This is a genomic window from Streptomyces sp. NPDC024687 (assembly GCF_055559055.1).
Map to the genome: position 1 here is coordinate 259,182 of NZ_JBVHLJ010000009.1, position 19,647 is coordinate 278,828.

Below are 19,647 nucleotides of genomic sequence, written 5' to 3' on the forward strand. Positions count from 1 at the left end.
CCCCCTTGGCCGCGGTCGGAATCCATGTGTTCACTGCGCCCTATGAGACCCATGAGATCCCCGATACGTCCGGCCAGGGCGGCGGCCACGCTGACCGGCGCACTCGCCGCTCTCGCCCTGCCGCTGGGCACGGCGTCCGCCACCACGGTCCCCGTCGAGTTCGGCACCGACTACCACGACCCCGTCATCGCCGCCCCGCCGATCAGCACCCCGCACACCAAAGCCTGCGAAGTCACCGTCGCGCAGGCCCAGTTCAAGGACTTCACGCCGTACACGGGGACGTACACGCCCCCGACCGGCTGCGGCACGCCCGGCCGGTGGTCGAAGGTCGTGCTGCGGATGGACGGCAGTGTGAAGGGGCGGCAGTACGACCGGCTCGGCTATCTGGACATCGGCGGGGTGCAGGTCTTCCGGACCTCGACGCCCGAGCCCTCGCAGGACGGGATCAACTGGTCCGTCCAGAAGGACGTCACCGAGTACGAGAAGACGCTGAGCAGCGCGCAGTCCGTCGACATGCTCATCGGGAACGTCGTCAACGACACCTACACCGGCATCCTCGACGTCAAGGTGACGCTCACCTTCTACGCCCCGGCGCACCACCTCGGCGCGGACGCTCCCGACCAGGTCATCCCCCTCAGCGACGGCGACAGCGTCACCACGGGCGCCTCCCTCACCACCCCGCGCAACTCCGAGCGCATCCTCGCCGAGGTGTACGCCACCGGCTCGGGCGGCGGCTGCGAGGAGTTCTGGTACTCGGCCACGACCCCGGACGCGTCGTACTCCTGCCAGGGCGGGGACGCCGGGCCGTACCGCGAGGTGCAGGTCAGCGTGGACGGGAAGGTCGCGGGGATCGCCTCGCCCTACCCGAACGTCTGGACCGGCGGCTGGTCGCCCTACCTGTGGTCGGTGATTCCCTCCCCGACCGCCTTCGACGTACGTCCGCTCACCTTCGACCTGACCCCGTTCGCGGGACTGCTCAACGACGGCAAGGCGCACACCGTGGACGTCAAGGTGGTCGGAGTGCCGGCCGGGCAGACCGGGTGGAGCGCGCCGACCAACGTCCTGGTGTGGCAGGACGCCCACAAGTCGGTGGTGACGGGGGCCGTGACGTCGTACGAGAAGGACGCTCCCGCGGTGGGCAACACCTTCACCGACGGCTCGCTGCGGCACCTGGTGACCTCCGGCAGGGACCACCTGAAGGTCAGCGGGTATCTGAACACCTCGCACGGCCGGGTCACCACGATCGTGGAGCGGACCCTGACCACGGCGATCGACCACCAGTGGACGCCCGACGAGAACACGGACAACCAGACCGGCACCTGGACCGATCACCAACTCGTCACGTCCAACGGCCACTTGACCCGCGCCGACCGCACCTACAGCCTCGACGGCCGCTCCACCATCGACAGCGCGAACCGGCTGCGGGTCGTCATGACCCTCGCCGACCGCGCCCGCCTCGGTGCCACTCGCATCGACGACACGTACCAGGGTGATGCCACCTTCACGCTCGGCGTGGCCCGCGAGGACCGGCACGCGGTGGCCACGACGAGTGAGCGGTACCGGCTGAGCGGGCCCGGCACGTGCTACGACCACACGCTCGCCACCGAGCAGGGGGTGCTGACGAAGGACGTACACCGCTGCTGAGGAATCACTCCCTCACGTACAGGCCCTCGATCTCCCCCGCGAAGTCCCGCATGACCGCCTCCCGGCGCAGTTTCATCGACGGCGTCAGATGGCCGGCCGACTCGGTGAGGTCGGTCGGCAGGACGGTGAAGCGGCGGATGGACTCGGGGCGGGAGACCATCTTGTTCGCCTCGTCCACGGCCCGCTGCAGGACCTGCCGCAACTCCTCGTCTTCGACGAGGAGTTCGGCGGGGACGGGGTGCTTGCCGTTCATCTGGCGCCAGTGGTTGACGCCGTCCATGTCGAGGCTGATCAGGGCCGAGATGTAGGGGCGGCGGTCGCCGAGGACCATGCACTGCGAGATCAGGGGGTGGGAGCGCAGCCAGTTCTCCAGCGGGGCCGGGGCGACGTTCTTGCCGCCGGCCGTGATCAGGATCTCCTTCTTGCGGCCCGTGATCGTCAGATAGCCCTCGTCGTCGAGCTGTCCGATGTCACCGGTCGGGAACCAGCCGTCGGTGGAGGCGGGGGCCACCCCGTCGCCGAACGGGTCCCAGTAGCCCCGGAACACCTGACCGCCGTTGAGCAGGATCTCGCCGTCCGCCGCGATGCGGATCCGGGTGCCGGGCAGGGGCCAGCCCACCGTGCCCAGGCGGGACTTGAGCGGGGGCGTCACCGTCGCCGCGCCCGTCGACTCCGTCAGGCCGTAGCCCTCGTAGATCTCCATGCCGGCGCCCGCGTAGAAGGCGGCGAGGCGGCGGCCGAGCGGGGAGCCGCCGGAGATGATGTGCCGGATCCTGCCGCCCATGGCGTTGCGGATACGGCGGTACACCAGCGAGTCGTAGAAGGTGCGGGCCGCCTTCAGGGCCGCGCCCGGACCGGAGCCGGTGCCGGCGAGGCGGGACTCCATCGCCTCGCCGTAGCGCACGGCGACGTTGGTCGCGCGGTCGAAGACGGAGACCCGGCCACCGCTCTCCGCCTTGGCGCGGGCGTTGTTGAAGACCTTCTCCAGCATGTACGGGATCACGAGGAGGAAGGTGGGTCTGAAGCTGGCCAGGTCGGCCAGCAGATCCTCGGACTGGAGGCTCGGCGCGTGGCCGAGGCGGACCCGGGCGCGAACGCAGGCGACGGCGACCATGCGGCCGAAGACGTGCGAGATGGGCAGGAAGAGCAGGGTCGCGAGGTCGTCGTCCGACTTCGACTTGAAGACGGGGTAGAGGAGCTCGACCGCGTTGTCGACCTCGGTGAGGAAGTTGCCGTGGCTGAGCACACAGCCCTTGGGGCGGCCGGTGGTGCCCGAGGTGTAGACGACGGTGGCGACCGTGCCCGGGCCCAGCATGCCCCGCCGGACGCCGATCTCCTGCTCGGGGACGGCCTGGCCGAGTTCCCCGAGGCGCTCCACATGGCCCTTCTCCATGATCCACATGTGGCGCAGGTCGGGCAGGCGGCTGAGCTCCGGGCCGAGGGCGGCGGCCTGGGCGGCCGTCTCCGTCACCAGGGCGACCGCGCCGGAGTCCTGGAGGATGAACCGGGTCTGGAAGACGGAGGACGTGGGGTAGATGGGGACCGTGACCAGGCCCGCGGCCCAGGAGGCGAAGTCCAGCAGCGTCCACTCGTACGTCGTCCGGGCCATGATCGCGACCCGGTCGCCCGGCATCAGGCCCTCCGAGATCAGGCCCTTCGCGACCGCCAGCACCTGCCGCGCGAACTCCGCCGCGGTGATGTCGATCCACCGGCCGTCGTCCGTGCGGCGGCTCATCACCCGCTGCTCCGGGGCGGCCTCCGCGTTGTCGAAGGGCAGGTCGGCGAGCGAGCCGTGCGTCACCGGCGGGACCAGCGGCGGCACCGAGACCTCGCGGACCTCACCGTCCAGCCGCACGATCTCTGGTTCCACGAGCACGGGCGCGCCGTCGTAGTCGTGGCCGGACACGTACGAGAGGGACATGGTCAGCTCCTGGGACGTGCAGCTCGGTGGCGTTCCGCTGCATGAGGTACGCAGGGGACGTACCGGGGCGTTCACCCGCGAGTGCGCCGGGAAGGGTTACCAGGGGTTAGGACGGTGATCCTAAGTGTCCCAAGTGGCGAGTCTGTGCGGGTTCGTTGATGGTCCGGAGCCGGGACTGTGCAACCTCGACCGCAAAGTGAGACTTTGTCAGCTATCGGCGCTTACGGCCGCTCCAGGATCGCCGTCACCCCCTGTCCGCCCGCCGCGCAGACCGAGATCAGCCCGCGGCCGGGCCCCTCCCGTTCGGCCAGCAGCTTCGCGAGCGTGGCCACGATCCTCGCGCCGGTCGCGGCGAAGGGATGCCCGGTGGCCAGGGAGGACCCGGTGACGTTGAGCCGGTCCCGGTCCACCGGGGCCAGGCCCTGCTTCTCCCAGGCCGCGAGGGTCGCCAGGACCTGGGAGGCGAAGGCCTCGTGGATCTCCACCAGGTCGAAGTCCCCCATGCCGAGACCGGCCCGCTCCAGCATGCGGGGGACGGCGTACGCGGGGGCCATGAGCAGACCGTCCTCCCCCTGTGCGACATCCCCTTGTACGAAGTCCACGGCCGCCGTCTCGTACGCCGTGAGGTACGCCAGCACCTGAAGGCCGCGCGCCTTCGCCCACTCCTCCGACGCGAGCAGCACGAGCGCCGCGCCGTCCGTCAGCGGGGTCGAGTTCCCGGCCGTCATGGTCGGGTCGGGGTCCTTCAGGCCGAACACCGGCTTGAGCCGGGCGAGTTTCGCGGCCGTCGAGTCGGGGCGGAGGTTCTGGTCGCGGTCCAGGCCCCGGAAGGGGACCACCAGGTCCTGGAAGAAACCCCGCTCGTACGCCGCCGCCAGCCGCTGGTGACTCGTCGCCGCCAGCTCGTCCTGGGCCTCGCGGCTCACGCCCCAGGCGCGGGCGGTGACGGCCGCGTGCTCGCCCATCGACAGGCCGGTGCGGGGTTCGGCGTTGCGCGGGATGTCGGGCACGAGGTGGGAGGGGCGGATGCGCGCGAGCGCCTTGAGGCGGGCGCCGGCCGACTTCGCGCGCCGGGCCTCCAGCAGGATGCGCCGCAGCTCGTCGTTGACGCCGAGGGGCGCGTCGCTCGCGGTGTCCGCGCCGCCCGCGATCGCGGACTCCGTCTGACCGAGGATGATCTTGTTGGCGGCGGCGACGACGGCCTGCAGGCCGGTCCCGCACGCCTGCTGGATGTCGTACGCCGGGGTGCGCGGGTCCAGCTTCGAGCCGAGGACCGTCTCGCGGGCGAGGTTGAAGTCCCGGCTGTGCTTGAGGACGGCACCGGCGACGAACTCGCCCACGGCGCCCGACTCCTGGAGCCCGTGGCGCTCCACGAGGGCGTCGAGGGCGGCGGTGAGCATGTCCTGGTTCGAGGCGGTGGCGTACGGGCCGTCCGAGCGCGCGAAGGGGACACGGGTACCGGCGACGATCGCCACGCGTCGGGCGACCGGCGGCTTCAGGGGGCTCATCTCCCGGCTCCTCACCTCGAAAATCGACTTACCTACGGTAACCTTACTCCAGAGTAAGGAATCTGCGACCGACCCGGGAGTTGGACATGGCCGACCGCTATCTGAGCTTCACCGGTACCGCGCCGGGCCGGCTCCTCACCCGCCGCCTCGGGCTGCCGCAGCCCGCGGTGCTGCGGCGGTGGTCGCAGGACTCCCCGGGGTTCGAGGGCGGGGTCCTGCAACTGAGGGCGGGCAAGTCGGAGCTGTCCGGACTGGCCGGGCTGCAGTTCCCGTCCGCGTCGGACGCTCCCGCGGCGGTCGTCCTCGACGCCACCGGTGTGCGGGACGTCGAGGGGCTCGCGGAGGTCCACGCGGCGCTGCACCCGGTCGTACGGTCGGTCGCCGCGAGCGGGCGGATCGTCGTCCTCGGGGCGCCGCTCTCCGCGGAGGATCACCACCAGGCCGCCGCCCAGCAGGCGTTGGAGGGGTTCACGCGCTCGCTCGGCAAGGAGATCGGGCGGGGCCGGACGGTGAACCTCGTACGCCTCTCGGACGCGTCGGCCGCGGAATCGACCCTGCGCTTCCTGCTCTCTCCCAAATCGGCGTACATCAGCGGTCAGGTGATCGAGGTCGGACCGGCGCAGGAGGCCGACATCGACTGGTCCCAGCCCCTCGCCGGGCGGACGGCGCTGGTCACCGGCGGCGCGCGGGGCATCGGTGCGGCGGTCGCCGAGACGCTGGCCAGGGACGGGGCGCGGGTCGTCGTACTCGACGTGCCGGGGGCGTCGGCGGATGCCGAGCGGTTGGCCGCGCGCCTCGGGGGCAGTGCCCTCGCGCTGGACATCACGGCCGCGGACGCGGGTGAGCGGATCGCCCAGGCGCTGCCGGACGGGCTGGACGTACTGGTCCACAACGCGGGCATCACCCGGGACCGGCGGCTGGTCAACATGCCCGCCGAGCGCTGGAGTTCGGTGCTCGACGTGAACCTGGCGAGTGTGCTGCGCACGACGGACGCGCTGCTGGAGCGGGGCACGCTGCGGCGGGGCGGGCGGATCGTGGCCACCGCGTCCATCGCGGGGCTCGCCGGGAACGCCGGGCAGACGAACTACGGCGCGAGCAAGGCCGGTGTCGTCGGACTGGTGCGCTCCCTGGCGCCCCGGGCGCTGGCCGGGCACGGGGTCACGGTGAACGCGGTCGCCCCGGGGTTCATCGAGACGAAGATGACGGCGGCGATCCCGCTGTTCATCCGGGAGGCGGGACGGCGGATGAACTCCCTCGGACAGGGCGGACTCCCCGTCGACGTGGCCGAGACGACGGCCTGGCTGGCGAATCCGGCGTCCGGCGCGGTGAACGGGCAGGTCGTACGGGTGTGCGGCCAGAGCCTGCTGGGGGCGTAGTGGGAACCCACGCGGACGACACACAGGCCGACTCGTACGGGGAGGGGGAACGAACCCAGGACTCGGGCAACCCCGGCGCGGCTCCTTCCACGGTCCTCGACCGGCCCCCCGCCCTCCTGCCCCTCCTCGCCCTGGGCGCCCTGCGCTCCCCCTTCAAGCGGCCCTCCGCCATCGCGGACCTCCCGCGGACCCGGCTGGTGCTGCCCCGGCTACGGGTGGACCTCGCGCGGCTGGCCGCCTACGAGCGGGTGTGCGGGTTCGCGACCGGGGAGGACGCGCTGCCGGTGACGTATCCCCATGTGCTGGGCTTCCCGCTGGCCATGAGCCTGATGAGCGGGCGGGACTTCCCGCTGCCGTTGCTCGGGCTGGTGCACACGTCGATCGAGATCACGCGGTACCGGGAGCTGCCCGCGTCGGGCGAGTACGAACTCACCGTGTACATCGACGGGTTGGCACCGCACCGACGCGGTACGGAGGTCTCGGTCGTCACCGAGCTGCGGGTGGGCGAGGACGTCGTGTGGGAGTCGGTGAGCACCTATCTGGCACGGCACCGCGCGCCGAGGACCGGCGGGGAGCCGGAGCGCGAGAAGCACGGACCGCTGCCCGGGGTCGACGAGTGGCGGCTGTCCGGGGACATCGGACGGCGCTACGCCGCCGCGTCCGGCGACCACAACCCGATCCACCTGTACCCGCTCACGGCCCGCCTCTTCGGCTTCAGGAGGGCCATCGCCCACGGCATGTGGACCGCGGCCCGCTGCCTGGCCGCGCACGGCACACCGCAAGCGGTGCTGGTGCGGGCCGAGTTCAGGGCGCCGGTGCTGCTGCCGGGGACGGTGACGTACGCGGCGGACGGGGAACGGTTCGAGCTGTGCGGCGGGGAGCGGGTGCACCGCGTGTACGTGAGCGGGGGCGTCTACCCGCTGACCTGAAGGGGGGCGCCCCCGGCGGGGGTGTCCCGCAGGGTCCAGGGCCGGCCCTCCATCAGGTTGCCGAGGCCGGCCCACGCGAAGTTCATGAGGGTCGCCGCCGACTGTCGCGCCGTCATGCCCGGGGTGGCGTTGGCCCAGGCGGCGAGCGACTCGGCGGCGCCGACGAGCGCCTCGGCGAGGCCGGCGACCTCGCGCTCGGGCAGGTCCGGGTCCCGGTGTGCCTCACGGGCCGCGACCACGATCAGGTGGGTCACGAACGCCACGATCTCCTCGCGCATCGCGGTGACCTCGGCGGCGAACGCCTCACCGTGGATACGGGCCTGGAGATGCAGCACGGACCAGCCGTGCGGGTGGTGCGAGGTGTGCGTGAAGAACGCCAGCAGGCCGTCCCACAGCTGACGGTCGGCGGCCAGGTCGGTGCGCACCCCCGTCCGCACGGCCTCGGTGAGCGCGGCCGCCTCGCGGCGGATGCACGCGGTGAAGAGGTCTTCCTTGGAGTTCAGGTAGAGGTAGACCAACGGCTTGGACACACCGGCGAGTTCGGCGATCTCGTCCATCGAGGCGGTCATGTACCCGCGCTGTCCGAAGATCTCCACAGCGGCGTCCAGCATCTGCTGCTCCCGCACGGCACGCGGCATCCGCTTGCTCTTCACGACACCCATGCGCAAAGCCTACGGTCACGCGGGCGCGGCAGCGGAGGCGTTGGGCTCAGGAGGTCTGCGGGGCCTGCGAGGACTGACCCTGGGGACGGCTCGCCTCGTCGACGGCCTCGTCCTCCTGGCTGCGGTTCGCCTCCAGGTTGGCCTTCATGCGGTCGACCCGCTGGACGACCTGGATGGAGGCCCGGTCGCGCTCCTTGCGCAGGACCACGAAGCTGATGGGGGCCGAGAGCAGCAGGGAGAGCAGAACGATCCACATGCCGTTGGAGCCGCCGAGGCCGCGCGGGGCGAGGCCGGAGTAGACGAGGCCCCAGACGACCACGAGGCAGCCCACCAGGATCCCGAGGCGCATCAGCGTGTAGCGGAGCATGTCAATCCACTCTTCCGTATCCGTATCGAACGGCCTGAACACCCCAAAGAGGCACTGTCCAGTGAAGCACGCCGGGCACCGGATCTTCGAACGGGGTCAGACGAGCGGCAGCAGCATGATCACGTCGTCCCGGTCGTCATCGGGTGCGACCCGGATCGCGCCGGGTACGCGGCCGACCTCCTTGTAGCCGCAGGAGCCGTAGAAGCGCTCCAGGCCGTCGCCTCAAGCGGGTTCCGGCGTCACGTACGTCACCCGAGCGCCCGGACCGCCACCTCCAGGTCCGCCACCAGGCCCCGGTACGCGGCCTCCCTGTCGTCGGCCCGCAGTACGGCCGAGGGGTGCACGGTCGGCACGAGCCGCTCACGCCTGCCGTGGATCTCCTCCTCCAGCACGGTCCCGCGCACCTGCGTCACCCGGAACGAGGAGCCGAGCAGCGCCTTGCCCGCGGTAGCACCGAGGACGACGATCAGTTCCGGTTCGACGAGCGCCAGTTCCTGTGCGAGCCAGGGGCCGCAGGCCGTCATCTCCCGGAGGGTGGGCGACTTGTGGATACGGCGTTTGCGTGGCTCGGCCTGCGTGAACTTGAAGTGCTTCACGGCGTTGGTGACGTAGGTGTGCCCGGGGTCGATACCGGCCTCCGCGAGGGCACGGTCGAGCAGCTTCCCTGCGGGACCGACGAACGGCTTCCCCTGCCGGTCCTCCTGATCGCCGGGCTGCTCCCCGACGAGCATCACGCGCGCGTGCGGGTCCCCGGTGCCGAACACCGTCTGCGTGGCGTCCCGGTACAACGGGCAGCCCCGGCAGCCGGCGGCGGCCTTCCGCAGAGCGGGGAGCCCGCCGCGGGCGGGAACGAAGGGTTCGGCGGTGTAGGCGTCCTCGGGTGACTTGGTGCTCACCATGGTCGGCGAGTACCCGGGGTGGGGAAACGAACGCGAACGAAGGGGGCGACTTGTGCGGGATCGCGGCTGAGGGCCGGTGGGGGCGGGTCGCGCCCCGCGGCGAAGCCGCTGATAGATGCAGTCCCGCGCCCCTGGGGAGCTGGAGCCGACGTCGGTCGCCAGGGGGCGTCGCTGCAGACAGGCCCGCGCGACCTGAGGGGCCACTTGTGCCGGATCGCGGCCGCGGGCCGGTGGGGGCGAGTCGCGCCCCGCGGCGAAGCCGCTGATAGATGCAGCCCCGCGCCCCTAGGGAGCTGCAGCGGCCGTTCCGCCAGGAGTCCGCGTCGCTGTGGGCGGGAGAACGAAGGGGTCGGCGGTGTCGGCATCCCCGGGTGCGTTGGCAACCATGCGGTCCGAAAACCCCCCAGGGGCGCGGGGAACTGCGCGACCAGCCCCCGCGGTGCCGCAGACGAAGAACCGCCGGAACCTTCAGAAGCGCATCGACTGCGGTGCCTCTCGGCGGGCCGGGTCCGGGGCGTCGTACTCGCGGATGATTTCGTAGCGGGTGTTGCGCTCGACCGGGCGGAAGCCTGCGTCGCGGATGAGGTCCAGGAGGTCCTCGCGGGTGAGTTTGTTCGGGGTGCCGTAGTTGTCGGCGTCGTGGGTGATCTTGTACTCGACGACCGAGCCGTCCATGTCGTCCGCGCCGTGCTGGAGGGCGAGCTGGGCGGTCTGCACGCCGTGCATGACCCAGAAGACCTTGACGTGGGGGACGTTGTCGAAGAGGAGGCGGGAGACCGCGAAGGTCTTCAGGGCCTCCGCGCCCGTGGCCATCTGGGTGCGGGCCTGGAGGCGGTTCCTGACCTTGCCGTCCTGCACGTCCACGAAGTCGTGCTGGTAGCGCAGCGGGATGAAGACCTGGAAGCCGCCGGTCTCGTCCTGGAGCTCGCGCAGCCGCAGGACGTGGTCCACGCGGTGCCTCGGCTCCTCGATGTGGCCGTACAGCATGGTGCTCGGGGTCTTCAGACCCTTCTCGTGCGCCAGGCGGTGGATCCGGGACCAGTCCTCCCAGTGGGTCCGGTGGTCCACGATGTGCTGACGGACCTCCCAGTCGAAGATCTCCGCGCCACCGCCGGTCAGCGACTCCAGGCCCGCGTCGATCAGTTCGTCGAGGATCTCGGAGGCCGAGAGACCGCTGATCGTCTCGAAGTGGTGGATCTCCGTCGCGGTGAACGCCTTCAGGGAGACGTCCGGAAGCGCCGCCTTCAGCTCGCGCAGCGACCGCGGGTAGTAGCGCCACGGCAGGTTCGGGTGCAGGCCGTTGACGATGTGCAGCTCGGTGAGGTTCTCGCCCTCCATCGCCTTGGCGAGCTTCACCGCCTCCTCGATGCGCATCGTGTACGCGTCCTTCTCCCCCGGCTTGCGCTGGAAGGAGCAGTACGCGCACGACGCCGTGCACACGTTGGTCATGTTGAGGTGCCGGTTGACGTTGAAGTGGACGACGTCACCGTTCTTCCGCGTCCGCACCTCGTGCGCGAGACCGCCCAGCCAGGCCAGGTCGTCCGACTCGTACAGCGCGATGCCGTCCCCACGGGTCAGCCGCTCACCGGCCCTGACCTTCTCCTCCAGCTCGCGCTTGAGTCCGACGTCCATGCCCACACCCTTCTCACGACAACCCCGACGACTCCGACAACCGTACGTCCACGCCCCTACGCCTCTTCGGGCAGCTCTCCGACCCGGTTCTCCCACTTCGTGGAGAGCACGATCGTGGTACGGGTCCGGGAGACCCCCTCGGTCCCGGACAGCCGCCGGATGATCTTCTCCAGGCCGTCGACGTCGGGCGCCCGGACCTTCAGCATGTACGAGTCGTCACCCGCGATGAACCAGCAGTCCTCGATCTCGCCGAGGTCCCTCAGCCGGCGTGCCACGTCCTCGTGGTCGACCGCGTCCCCGAGCGAGATACCGATCAGCGCGGTGACGCCGAGGCCGAGGGAGGCGGAGTCGACGGTGGCGCGGTACCCGGTGATGACACCGGCCGCCTCCAGCCGGTTGATGCGGTCGGTGACGCTGGGTCCCGACAGACCGACGAGGCGCCCCAGCTCCGCGTAGGAGGCCCGGCCGTTCTCCCTCAGGGCCTGGATGAGCTGCCTGTCCACCGCGTCCATGGGATCGAAGCCTTCCGCTGAAAAGTGCCTGAAGTGATGAGAGGTACTGCCACGTGCCGTACTGACCGCTTGCCCTACTGACCGCCTGCCCTACTGACCCGACGGGCCGCCGCCCAGTTCGCCCTGCCAGCGCCGGTACAGGTCGTGCCCGACACCCGCCGCGTCCAGCACCCGCCCGGCGACGAAGTCCACCAGGTCCTGGATGTGGGTGGCGCCCGCGTAGAAGCCCGGCGAGGCCGGGACCACGCTCGCGCCGGCGTCGTCGAGCGCGACGAGATGCCGGAGCGTCTGGCCGTTCAGCGGGGTCTCCCGTACCGCCACGACCAGCGGCCGCCGCTCCTTCAGCGTGACGCTCGCGGCCCGCTGCAGCAGGTCCTTGGACAGGCCGAGGGCGACTCCGGCGACGCAGGCGGTGGAGGCGGGGACGATCAGCATCCCCTTGCTCGGATACGACCCCGAGGACGGCCCCGCGGCCAGGTCACCGGCGTTCCAGTACCGCACGGCGTCGAGGTCCGCCTCGAAGGTGCCGGGCTTGCCGTCGGCCCCGCGGCCCAGCCATTCCCGCAGGTCCTCGCGCCAGTGCGCGTCCCGGAAGGAGATGCCCGTCTCGTCGAGGAGGGTGAGCCGCGAGGCACGCGAGACCACCAGGTCGACGCTCTCACCGGCGGCGAGCAGCGCGCGCAGAACGGACGCGGCATACGGGGTGCCGGAGGCGCCGGACACCCCTACGATCCAAGGCGTACGCCGCGTCTCTCCTGGCTTGACTGGGTTCACACCCCCGAGCCTATCCGGCGTCGCAGGGTGGGAACCGGCCCAGGGGGGTCGGGCGTTCTTCTGAAGGGGAGGGGAGTTGCCATGGCCGGTGGAGAACTCGAGTGGTCGCGCGGTGACCGTGCGAAGGCCGCGGCCAAGCTGATGGTGGGCTGGGTCGCGCTGCTGTGGCTGCTCGAAGTGGTGGACGTGGCGAGCGGACACGCCCTGGACGGCCTGGGCATCACGCCCCGCACCCCGTCCGAGCTGGTCGACGTCGTCCCGGCCGCCTTCATCCACTTCGGCTTCGCCCACGTGGCCGCGAACAGCGTCCCGCTGCTGGTCATGGGCTTCCTCGCGGCGCTCGGGGGCCTGCGCCGGTTCGCCGCGCTGTCCCTCGTCATCATCGTGGCCGACGGACTGGGTGTGTGGCTCCTAGCCCCGGCGCACACCAACACGGCGGGCGCCTCGGGGCTGATCTTCGGCCTGTTCGGCTACCTGCTGGTGAGCGGTTTCGTGGAGCGCCGCCCGCTGGGCGTGCTGGCGGGGCTGCTGGTGGCGGCGGTCTGGGGCACGTCGATCCTGGTGGGCCTGGCGCCGACGCAGACGGGCGTCAGCTGGCAGGGGCACCTGCTGGGCCTGGTGGCGGGAGTGGCGACGGCGTTCCTGTTCAAGCGCCGGGCTGGGCGCGGAATGGTTCAGGTCTGAGGCCGGGCGTCGGGTCCGGTCCGGGTCCTGGGTTCCACGTGACTCCTCCCCCGCGTGAACGCGGGGGCTTCTCGCTATGCCGGGTTGGCGTCGCGACACATCGAGGGCCAGAAGCGGCCTGTCTGACCGTCCACCCCAGAGGCGCAGAGAACTCCGGCGTAAGGATGCGTTTCCCTCCCCGGCTGAAGCCGGGGATACCCACGCAAGATCAGGGATGGTAGGCGCACCGTCCTTACACGGTCAGACCACGAACCAGGAGATCCAGCAGCGCGCACACGAACAGGGCGATCCCGATGAACCCGTTGACGCTGAAGAACGCCCGGTTCAGCCGGGACAGGTCATGCGGCCGCACGATCGAGTGCTCGTACACGAACGCACCCGCGACGATCATCAGGCCCACCCAGAAGAAGCCCCCCGCCTCCGTCGCGACGGCGTACCAGATGAGGAGGGATGTCGTCAGGACGTGGCAGGCCCGGGCACCCCAGACGGCCGCCGAGATGCCGAAGCGCGCCGGTACCGACCTGACGCCGACCTCCCGGTCCGTCTCGACGTCCTGGCAGGCGTAGATCAGGTCGAACCCGCCGATCCAGATACCGACCGCGAGGCCCAGGATCACCGCGTCCCAGGACCACTCCCCCGTGATCGCGAGCCAGCCGCCCACCGGACCCATCGCCTGGGCGAGACCCAGGATGGCCTGGGGGAAGTTCGTGAACCGCTTGCCGTACGGGTAGACCACCATCGGGATGACGGCGACCGGGGCCAGCGCCAGGCACAGCGGATTCAGCAGCGCCGCCGAGCCGAGGAAGACGACGACCGCGACCAGCGCACCGGTCCAGGCGTGCTTCACCGACATCGCCCCGGTGACCAGCTCCCGCTGTGCCGTCCGGGGGTTCCGCGCGTCGATCTCCCGGTCGATGATCCGGTTGACCGCCATCGCGAAGGTCCGCAGGCCCACCATGCAGATCGTCACCAGGAGCAGCCGCCCCCAGTGGATGTTCTTGTCCCACTCGAACATCGCGGTCAGCGCGGCGATGTAGGCGAAGGGCAGCGCGAAGACCGAGTGCTCGATCATCACCAGGCGCAGGAAGCCCTTCACCTTCCCGGTCGGCTGCGACGCCGGGCCCGGGCCCACTACCCCGTCGGCGGTGGTCATCATGCGAGGCTCCCGAGGAAGGCGTCGAGGTCGGTCAGGAGTGCGGCGGCGGGCAGCGGACCCGTCTCCACGGTCAGCGGTGTCGCGTCGTCGTCGGGCGGGACGACGTGCGCCGTGAAGGCGTAGGCGTCCGCGCCGGCCGGACGGGCTTCCAGCCGCAGCGCCGCTCCGCCATCGACCGTGAACGGTCCGTCCGCCGCGGTGAGCCCCGCGCGCAGCCGCTCCGCGAAGTCGGCGGGTTCGGCGTCGCGCACACCGGGCAGCTCAAAGCCGTCGCCCTCGCCGCCGTGCTCGAAGAGGACCGCCCAGGTGTCACCGGGGCCGGCGAGTTCCTCCGGCGTGACGCCCGCCTGCTCGGCGGCCATCCGGACGCCCGGGTCCGCCGGGTCCAGCTCGGGACGCACGAGCGCCACGTAGTCGGTGTCGGTACCGATGAACAGGGCCGGACCGCCCACGGCAAGGGGACTCACAGGCCGTACTCCTTCCACCGGCGGTCGACCTTCGCCGCCGTCTCGGGGTCGGACTCCACCATGTCCGGCCAGCCGCCGTCCCGCGTGTAGCCCTCCTCGGGCCACTTCTTCGTCGCGTCGATGCCCGCCTTGCCGCCCCAGAACTGCTGGTAGGAGGCATGGTCGAGGTGATCGACGGGTCCCTCGACGACCGACAGGTCACGGGCGTAGTCGGTGTTGCCCAGCGCCCGCCAGGCGACCTCGTGCAGATCGTGCACGTCGCAGTCCGCGTCGACGACCACGATCAGCTTGGTCAGGGACATCATGTGTGCCCCCCACACCGCGTGCATCACCTTCTGCGCGTGCTTCGGGTACTTCTTGTCGATCGAGACGATCGCGCAGTTGTGGAAGCCGCCCGCCTCGGGCAGGTGGTAGTCCACGATGTCCGGCACGATGATCTTCAGCAGGGGCAGGAAGAACCGCTCCGTCGCGCGGCCCAGCGGTCCGTCCTCCGTCGGGGGGCGGCCCACGACGATCGACTGGAGCAGCGGCCGCTTCCGCATCGTCACGCAGTCGATCGTCAGCGCCGGGAACGGCTCCTGCGGGGTGTAGAACCCGGTGTGGTCGCCGAAGGGCCCCTCCGGCAGCATCTCGCCCGGCTCCAGCCACCCCTCGATGACCACCTCGGCCTGCGCCGGGACCTGGAGCGGGACCGTCTTGCAGTCCACCATCTCGATCCGCTTGCCCGCGATGAACCCGGCGAAGAGGTACTCGTCGATGTCCCCGGGCAGGGGCGCCGTGGAGGCGTAGGTGACCGCGGGCGGGCAGCCGAAGGCGATGGCCACCGGGAGGCGCTCGCCGCGCCGGGCCGCGACCTGGTAGTGGTTGCGGCTGTCCTTGTGGATCTGCCAGTGCATGCCGATGGTGCGCTTGTCGTGGCGCTGGAGGCGGTACAGACCGAGGTTGCGGATCCCGGACTCCGGGTCCTTGGTGTGGGTCAGGCCCAGGTTGAAGAAGGACCCGCCGTCCTGCGGCCAGGTGAAGAGGGCGGGGAGCTGGTCGAGATCGACGTCGTCCCCGGTGAGGACGACCTCCTGGACCGGGGCGTTGTCGGACTTCACCTTCTTCGGCGGGACGTGCGCCATCGCGCCGAGCTTCCCGAACGCCTCGCGCACGCCCACGAAGCCGTGCGGCAGCTCGGGACGGAGCAGCCCGCCGATCTTCTCGGAGATCTCGCCGTACGACTTCAGGCCCAGGGCCTTCAGCAGGCGCCGGTCGGTCCCGAAGACGTTCATGGCGAGCGGCATGGCCGACCCGCGCACGTTCTCGAAGAGCAGCGCGGGGCCGCCCGCCTTCTGGACCCGGTCGACGATCTCCCCGACCTCCAGGTAGGGGTCGACCTCGGCCTTGATCCGCTTGAGGTCTCCCTCGCGTTCCAGTGCCCTGAGCAGGGAGCGAAGATCGTCGTAAGCCATGGGGTCAAGTATCCCCGAGCCGCTACCCTGACCCCGTCAGGGGCCCGTCACAGGCTCCACACCACGTTCCCTGGGGGGCCAAAGCACATGTTCCGGCTGCTGATGTACCTGATCCCGCTGGCGCTGACGATCTACGCGTTCATCGACTGCCTCAACACCCCCGAGGACGAGGCGAAGCACCTTCCCAAGATCGCCTGGGTCTTCATCATCCTGCTGTTCTGGATCGTCGGCCCGGTGGCGTGGCTCGCGGCCGGCAAGCAGCGCACCGTGCCGGCGGACGGCCGCACGCCCTCGGAGTGGCACCGCAATCACCGCACGCAGTACGTCGCTCCCGACGACAACCCGGAGTTCCTGAACTCCCTCAAGGCGGAGAACAAGAAGGACGAGGCCCTCCTCAAGGACTGGGAGGCCGACCTGCGCCGCCGCGAGGAGGAGCTGAAGCGCCGCGAGTCCGGCGAGGACCCCAAGGACGCCTCCTGACAAGGTGTACGTCGGCGGGCCCCCCGAAACGGACAATGCGCCCCTGGGCGCAGGCCGGTACGGACCGGACACTTACCTCGCATGACGACAGCTCCCGCCGACTCCACCGGCACCCTCGCTCCCGCATACGGTGACAAGGTCATCGCCGTCGAGTCGGCGGGCTCGGAACCCATCCCCGAGTCCGAACGCCACGGCGGCCCGCTCCAGCTCCTGTGGACCTGGGCCTCCCCCAACATCGAGTTCGCCACGGTCTTCATCGGGGTGATCGCGGTCCTCTTCTTCGGTCTGAGCTTCTGGCAGGCCACGGCCGCCATCGTGCTCGGCACCGCCCTCGGCGCGCTCACCCAGGGCGTGCTGTCCCTGGACGGACCCCGCTTCGGGGTGCCGCAGATGGTGATCGGCCGCCTCTCCTTCGGCCACCGCGGCAACATCCTGCCCGCCGCGGCCAACGGCCTGGTGGCGGGCGTCGGCTGGTTCGCGGTGAACAGCGTCAGCGCGGCCTTCGCCCTCAACACCCTGACCGGACTGCGCCCGTTGCCGTCCCTCCTGCTCGTGGTGGCCGCCGAGATCCTGATCGGCTTCATCGGCCACAACTTCGTCCACGTCTTCGAGAAGTACGCCTTCCCGGCCCTCGCGGTGATCTTCCTGCTCGCCGGGGTGTGGACCTTCAAGGACGCCGACCTCGGCGGGGGCGGCACCGGCGGCGGCATCGGCGGCTTCCTGCTCGCGTTCAGCGCGGCCTGGGGGTACGCGGCGGGCTGGAACCCGTACGCCTCCGACTACTCGCGCTATCTCCCCCGTACCGCGAACCGGTTCAGGACGATCCTCTACCCGGCGCTCGGTCTGTTCCTGTCCGTCTCGGTGGTCGCGGTGATCGGCGCGGCCTCGGCGACGATCGTGTCCCCGAAGGACGCCACTCCCACGGCGGCCTTCACCGGCCATCTCCCGGGCTGGCTCGGCGATCTGGTGCTGCTCGCGATCATCCTGGGCGCGGTGTCGGCGAACGCCCTCAACGTGTACTCCGGCGCGATCTCGATCGCCTCCTTCGGTCTGAACCTCCCCGCCTGGCTGAGCCGGAGCGTGCTGGTCGTGGTCTCCGGTGTCGCGGGCACGGCGGCGGCGTGGGCCTCGCTCTCCGACGCGGGGGCGGCCTACGAGGCGTTCCTGCTGGTGATCGCGTACTGGGTGGCGCCCTGGCTGGGCGTGGTCCTGGTGGAGCGGTGGCTCCGGGCGCGGGTGCCCCACGAGCAGCCGGCGGCCCGCCTGAACGACCGTGCCTTCACCAACTGGCCCGGTCTCGCAGCCCTGTTGATCGGCGTGGCGGTCTCCGTCCCCCTCTTCTCCAACCAGGAGGACTACGTCGGCTACGTGCCGGAGCACTGGCCGTCGTTCGGGGACATCACCCCCGTGGTCGGGTTCGCGGTGAGCGCGGTGCTGTACGCGGCGCTGCGGCGCCGGTCGCCGACACGGTGACCTTGACGGAGACCAGGCATTGTCGCTCAGGAACCGTGTGACGCAGTCGGCGGTGTGGTCGTAGCCGACGGCCGGCCGTCCGCCCGGTCGGCCGGACAGGCGAAGGTGGTCCCGCTGGGCGACACCAGCCCAATCTCACCTTGGCCCTGTGGGAGAGGCCCACGGACCGGACGCTCGGCAGCACCCCGCAGTGAGCGGAAGGCCCGCCCGTGGACCCACGCCCCCTCAGTCGACCGTGATCGAGTCCAGCTTGGCCCTCAGGTACACGTGGGAGTCGACGGGTTCGTGTGCCACCCGTCCGACCGGTGCCGGGACGGACTCGACGGTCGTGCCCGGGGTGCACTCGCCGAAGTAGACGAGGGACATCAGCTCCTCGGCGGGCGCGTCGGCCGGGGGCGGCAGCACCCGGTGCCGTCCGGACCGCCACCGGTCCCCCGTCCAACGGGCCATCAGGTCACCGATGTTGATGGTGAAGGCGGCCGGGTCGAAGGGCGCGTCCTCCCAGCCTCCCTCGTCCGTGAAGACCTGGAGGCCGCCCTTGCCGGCCTGCCGGTCGAGGATCGTGACCGTGCCGAAGTCGGTGTGCGGGCCGATGCGGAACTGGCCGGGCCGCGGCTCCCCGATCACCTCCGTGCCCGGATACCAGTTGATGTTGAAGCCGTACGTCGGATGGTCCATGTGCCGGGAGAAGAAGTCGGCTCCGAGACCGAGGGCCTCCCCGAGGAGGGAGAGCAGCTGCTTCTCCAGCTCGGCCATCCTCTCCAGGTACTCCTCGCACAGGGTCCGGAGCTCCGGTACCTCGGCGGGCCAGACGTTCGGCGCGTACCACTCCGCGTTGACGACCGGGTCCTCGAAGGGCTCGTGGGTGGCGAAGGTCAGCGACTCCTTCAGGTCCGGCGGGGTCTCGGTGCCCTCCGAGTAGCCGTTGGCCTCGGCGCCTGGACCGAGCCAGCCGCGGCCGCCGACCTTCGCGGAGTACGGCTGCTTGACGTCCACGGGCATCCGGAAGAACGTCCGCGCGGCCTCCCGAATGCGGGAGCGCAGGGCAGGGTCGACGCCGTGCCCGGTGACCAGGAAGAACCCGGCGGTCTGCAGGGCCTCGTCCAGGGTGCGGGCGATGGCGGCGCGGGCGCCGGGGTCCGCGGAGAGCCAGGCCCCGAGGTCGATGGTCGGGATGCGGGGCTGGGGGGTGTCACTCACCGATGTCCTCGTTCCACAGTGCCGGGTTCTTCTCGATGAAGTCGCGCATCAGCTGGACGCACTCGGGATCGTCGACGAGCACGATCTCCACGCCGTGCTCGGCCAGCCAGTCGTGGCCGCCGTGGAAGGTGGTGGCCTCGCCGACCACGACCCGTCCGATCCCGAACTGGCGGACCAGTCCGGAGCAGTACCAGCAGGGCGAGAGGGTGGTCACCATCGTCGTCCCGCGGTACGACCGCTGCCGTCCCGCGGCCCGGAAGGCGGCCGTCTCCGCGTGCATGGAGGGGTCGTCGTCCTGGACGCGCCGGTTGTGGCCGCGCCCGAGGAGGGTGCCGTCGGCGCCGTAGAGCGCGGCCCCGATGGGGATGCCGCCCTCGGCGAGCCCGGCCCGGGCCTCCTCGACGGCGGTGGCGAGCCACTGGTGTGCCTGTGCCTGATCCATGTCTCTCACTCTCCTGTGGCGGAAACACGAGGGCAACGTGCGGAAAGTACTCTCCCGGCAGCCCACA

General features: G+C 70.9%; 19 protein-coding genes and 1 pseudogene. 6 read left to right on the plus strand and 14 right to left on the minus strand.

All coding sequences use genetic code 11. The features are described 5' to 3' along the window. The first annotated feature begins 51 nt into the window (after window positions 1–51). The gene (locus ACZ39I_RS32015; RefSeq protein WP_467248506.1) at window positions 52–1,644 is read left to right on the plus strand and encodes a peptide-N4-asparagine amidase; all 1,593 of its coding nucleotides are present in this window, start codon (window positions 52–54) and stop codon (window positions 1,642–1,644) included. A 4-nt stretch (window positions 1,645–1,648) separates the two neighbouring features. On the opposite strand, the gene ACZ39I_RS32020 is transcribed toward ACZ39I_RS32015, so the two are convergent. After that, a complete protein-coding gene (locus ACZ39I_RS32020) occupies window positions 1,649–3,565 on the minus strand; it encodes an AMP-dependent synthetase/ligase (RefSeq protein ID WP_467248426.1) in 1,917 nt (638 codons plus the stop codon). A gap of 221 nt (window positions 3,566–3,786) precedes the next feature. Continuing rightward, complete coding sequence (locus ACZ39I_RS32025; protein WP_467248429.1) at window positions 3,787–5,073, minus strand: acetyl-CoA C-acetyltransferase; 1,287 nt, start codon at window positions 5,071–5,073, stop codon at window positions 3,787–3,789. A gap of 86 nt (window positions 5,074–5,159) precedes the next feature. Between ACZ39I_RS32025 and ACZ39I_RS32030 the strand changes: the two genes are divergently transcribed. Together ACZ39I_RS32030 and ACZ39I_RS32035 are read left to right on the plus strand one after the other, a co-directional pair. Then, the gene (locus ACZ39I_RS32030; protein ID WP_467248430.1) at window positions 5,160–6,449 is read left to right on the plus strand and encodes a 3-oxoacyl-ACP reductase; all 1,290 of its coding nucleotides are present in this window, start codon (window positions 5,160–5,162) and stop codon (window positions 6,447–6,449) included. Continuing rightward, complete coding sequence (locus ACZ39I_RS32035) at window positions 6,449–7,378, plus strand: MaoC family dehydratase (protein WP_467248432.1); 930 nt, start codon at window positions 6,449–6,451, stop codon at window positions 7,376–7,378. Before ACZ39I_RS32030 ends, ACZ39I_RS32035 begins: the two co-directional genes overlap by 1 nt. Here ACZ39I_RS32035 and ACZ39I_RS32040 read toward each other — a convergent pair. The 7 genes and pseudogenes from ACZ39I_RS32040 to ACZ39I_RS32070 all read right to left on the minus strand — a co-directional run bounded on the left by ACZ39I_RS32040 (window position 7,363) and on the right by ACZ39I_RS32070 (window position 12,224). Continuing rightward, a complete protein-coding gene (locus ACZ39I_RS32040) occupies window positions 7,363–8,040 on the minus strand; it encodes a TetR/AcrR family transcriptional regulator (protein ID WP_352390716.1) in 678 nt (225 codons plus the stop codon). The two genes, ACZ39I_RS32035 and ACZ39I_RS32040, sit on opposite strands and share 16 nt — an antisense overlap. Window positions 8,041–8,086: 46 nt before the next feature. Next, window positions 8,087–8,407: a DUF4229 domain-containing protein gene (locus ACZ39I_RS32045; RefSeq protein WP_467248435.1), complete on the minus strand. Its 321-nt coding sequence runs from the start codon at window positions 8,405–8,407 to the stop codon at window positions 8,087–8,089. A 96-nt stretch (window positions 8,408–8,503) separates the two neighbouring features. Then, window positions 8,504–8,629: pseudogene (locus ACZ39I_RS32050) on the minus strand (GNAT family N-acetyltransferase); the annotation flags it as partial. A gap of 26 nt (window positions 8,630–8,655) precedes the next feature. Beyond that, a complete protein-coding gene (locus tag ACZ39I_RS32055) occupies window positions 8,656–9,306 on the minus strand; it encodes a UdgX family uracil-DNA binding protein (protein WP_467248437.1) in 651 nt (216 codons plus the stop codon). A gap of 468 nt (window positions 9,307–9,774) precedes the next feature. After that, a complete protein-coding gene (mqnE, locus tag ACZ39I_RS32060) occupies window positions 9,775–10,938 on the minus strand; it encodes an aminofutalosine synthase MqnE (protein ID WP_467248438.1) in 1,164 nt (387 codons plus the stop codon). A 56-nt stretch (window positions 10,939–10,994) separates the two neighbouring features. Next, entirely contained in the window at window positions 10,995–11,450 is a 456-nt protein-coding gene (locus ACZ39I_RS32065) for an Lrp/AsnC family transcriptional regulator (protein WP_007383915.1), read from the minus strand. Between the two features lie 90 nt (window positions 11,451–11,540). Continuing rightward, window positions 11,541–12,224 (minus strand): UbiX family flavin prenyltransferase, encoded by a 684-nt coding sequence (locus ACZ39I_RS32070; protein ID WP_403655846.1) that lies wholly within the window; start codon window positions 12,222–12,224, stop codon window positions 11,541–11,543. Between the two features lie 81 nt (window positions 12,225–12,305). Between ACZ39I_RS32070 and ACZ39I_RS32075 the strand changes: the two genes are divergently transcribed. Next, on the plus strand, window positions 12,306–12,908 hold the full coding sequence (locus ACZ39I_RS32075) for a rhomboid family intramembrane serine protease (RefSeq protein WP_467248441.1): 603 nt from the start codon (window positions 12,306–12,308) through the stop codon (window positions 12,906–12,908). A gap of 232 nt (window positions 12,909–13,140) precedes the next feature. On the opposite strand, the gene mqnP is transcribed toward ACZ39I_RS32075, so the two are convergent. The 3 genes from mqnP to ACZ39I_RS32090 are packed head-to-tail and all read right to left on the minus strand — an operon-like array spanning window position 13,141 to window position 15,985. Beyond that, the gene (gene mqnP, locus ACZ39I_RS32080) at window positions 13,141–14,064 is read right to left on the minus strand and encodes a menaquinone biosynthesis prenyltransferase MqnP (RefSeq protein ID WP_467248443.1); all 924 of its coding nucleotides are present in this window, start codon (window positions 14,062–14,064) and stop codon (window positions 13,141–13,143) included. Further along, the gene (locus ACZ39I_RS32085) at window positions 14,061–14,531 is read right to left on the minus strand and encodes a hypothetical protein (RefSeq protein ID WP_467248444.1); all 471 of its coding nucleotides are present in this window, start codon (window positions 14,529–14,531) and stop codon (window positions 14,061–14,063) included. The genes mqnP and ACZ39I_RS32085 overlap by 4 nt, the downstream gene beginning before the upstream one ends. Next, on the minus strand, window positions 14,528–15,985 hold the full coding sequence (locus tag ACZ39I_RS32090) for a menaquinone biosynthesis decarboxylase (RefSeq protein WP_467248445.1): 1,458 nt from the start codon (window positions 15,983–15,985) through the stop codon (window positions 14,528–14,530). Before ACZ39I_RS32090 ends, ACZ39I_RS32085 begins: the two co-directional genes overlap by 4 nt. Before the next feature lie 87 nt (window positions 15,986–16,072). Here ACZ39I_RS32090 and ACZ39I_RS32095 point away from each other — a divergent pair, with 87 nt between their 5' ends. Beyond that, entirely contained in the window at window positions 16,073–16,465 is a 393-nt protein-coding gene (locus tag ACZ39I_RS32095; RefSeq protein WP_352390726.1) for a PLD nuclease N-terminal domain-containing protein, read from the plus strand. Between the two features lie 81 nt (window positions 16,466–16,546). Continuing rightward, window positions 16,547–17,938 carry a purine-cytosine permease family protein gene (locus tag ACZ39I_RS32100; protein ID WP_467248446.1) on the plus strand — a complete coding sequence of 464 codons (1,392 nt, stop codon included), beginning with the start codon at window positions 16,547–16,549 and terminating at the stop codon, window positions 17,936–17,938. A 225-nt stretch (window positions 17,939–18,163) separates the two neighbouring features. Here ACZ39I_RS32100 and ACZ39I_RS32105 read toward each other — a convergent pair whose 3' ends face one another. Together ACZ39I_RS32105 and ACZ39I_RS32110 are read right to left on the minus strand one after the other, a co-directional pair. After that, a complete protein-coding gene (locus ACZ39I_RS32105) occupies window positions 18,164–19,138 on the minus strand; it encodes an isopenicillin N synthase family dioxygenase (RefSeq protein WP_467248447.1) in 975 nt (324 codons plus the stop codon). Continuing rightward, window positions 19,131–19,580 (minus strand): nucleoside deaminase, encoded by a 450-nt coding sequence (locus ACZ39I_RS32110; protein ID WP_467248448.1) that lies wholly within the window; start codon window positions 19,578–19,580, stop codon window positions 19,131–19,133. Before ACZ39I_RS32110 ends, ACZ39I_RS32105 begins: the two co-directional genes overlap by 8 nt. Window positions 19,581–19,647 lie beyond the last annotated feature (67 nt).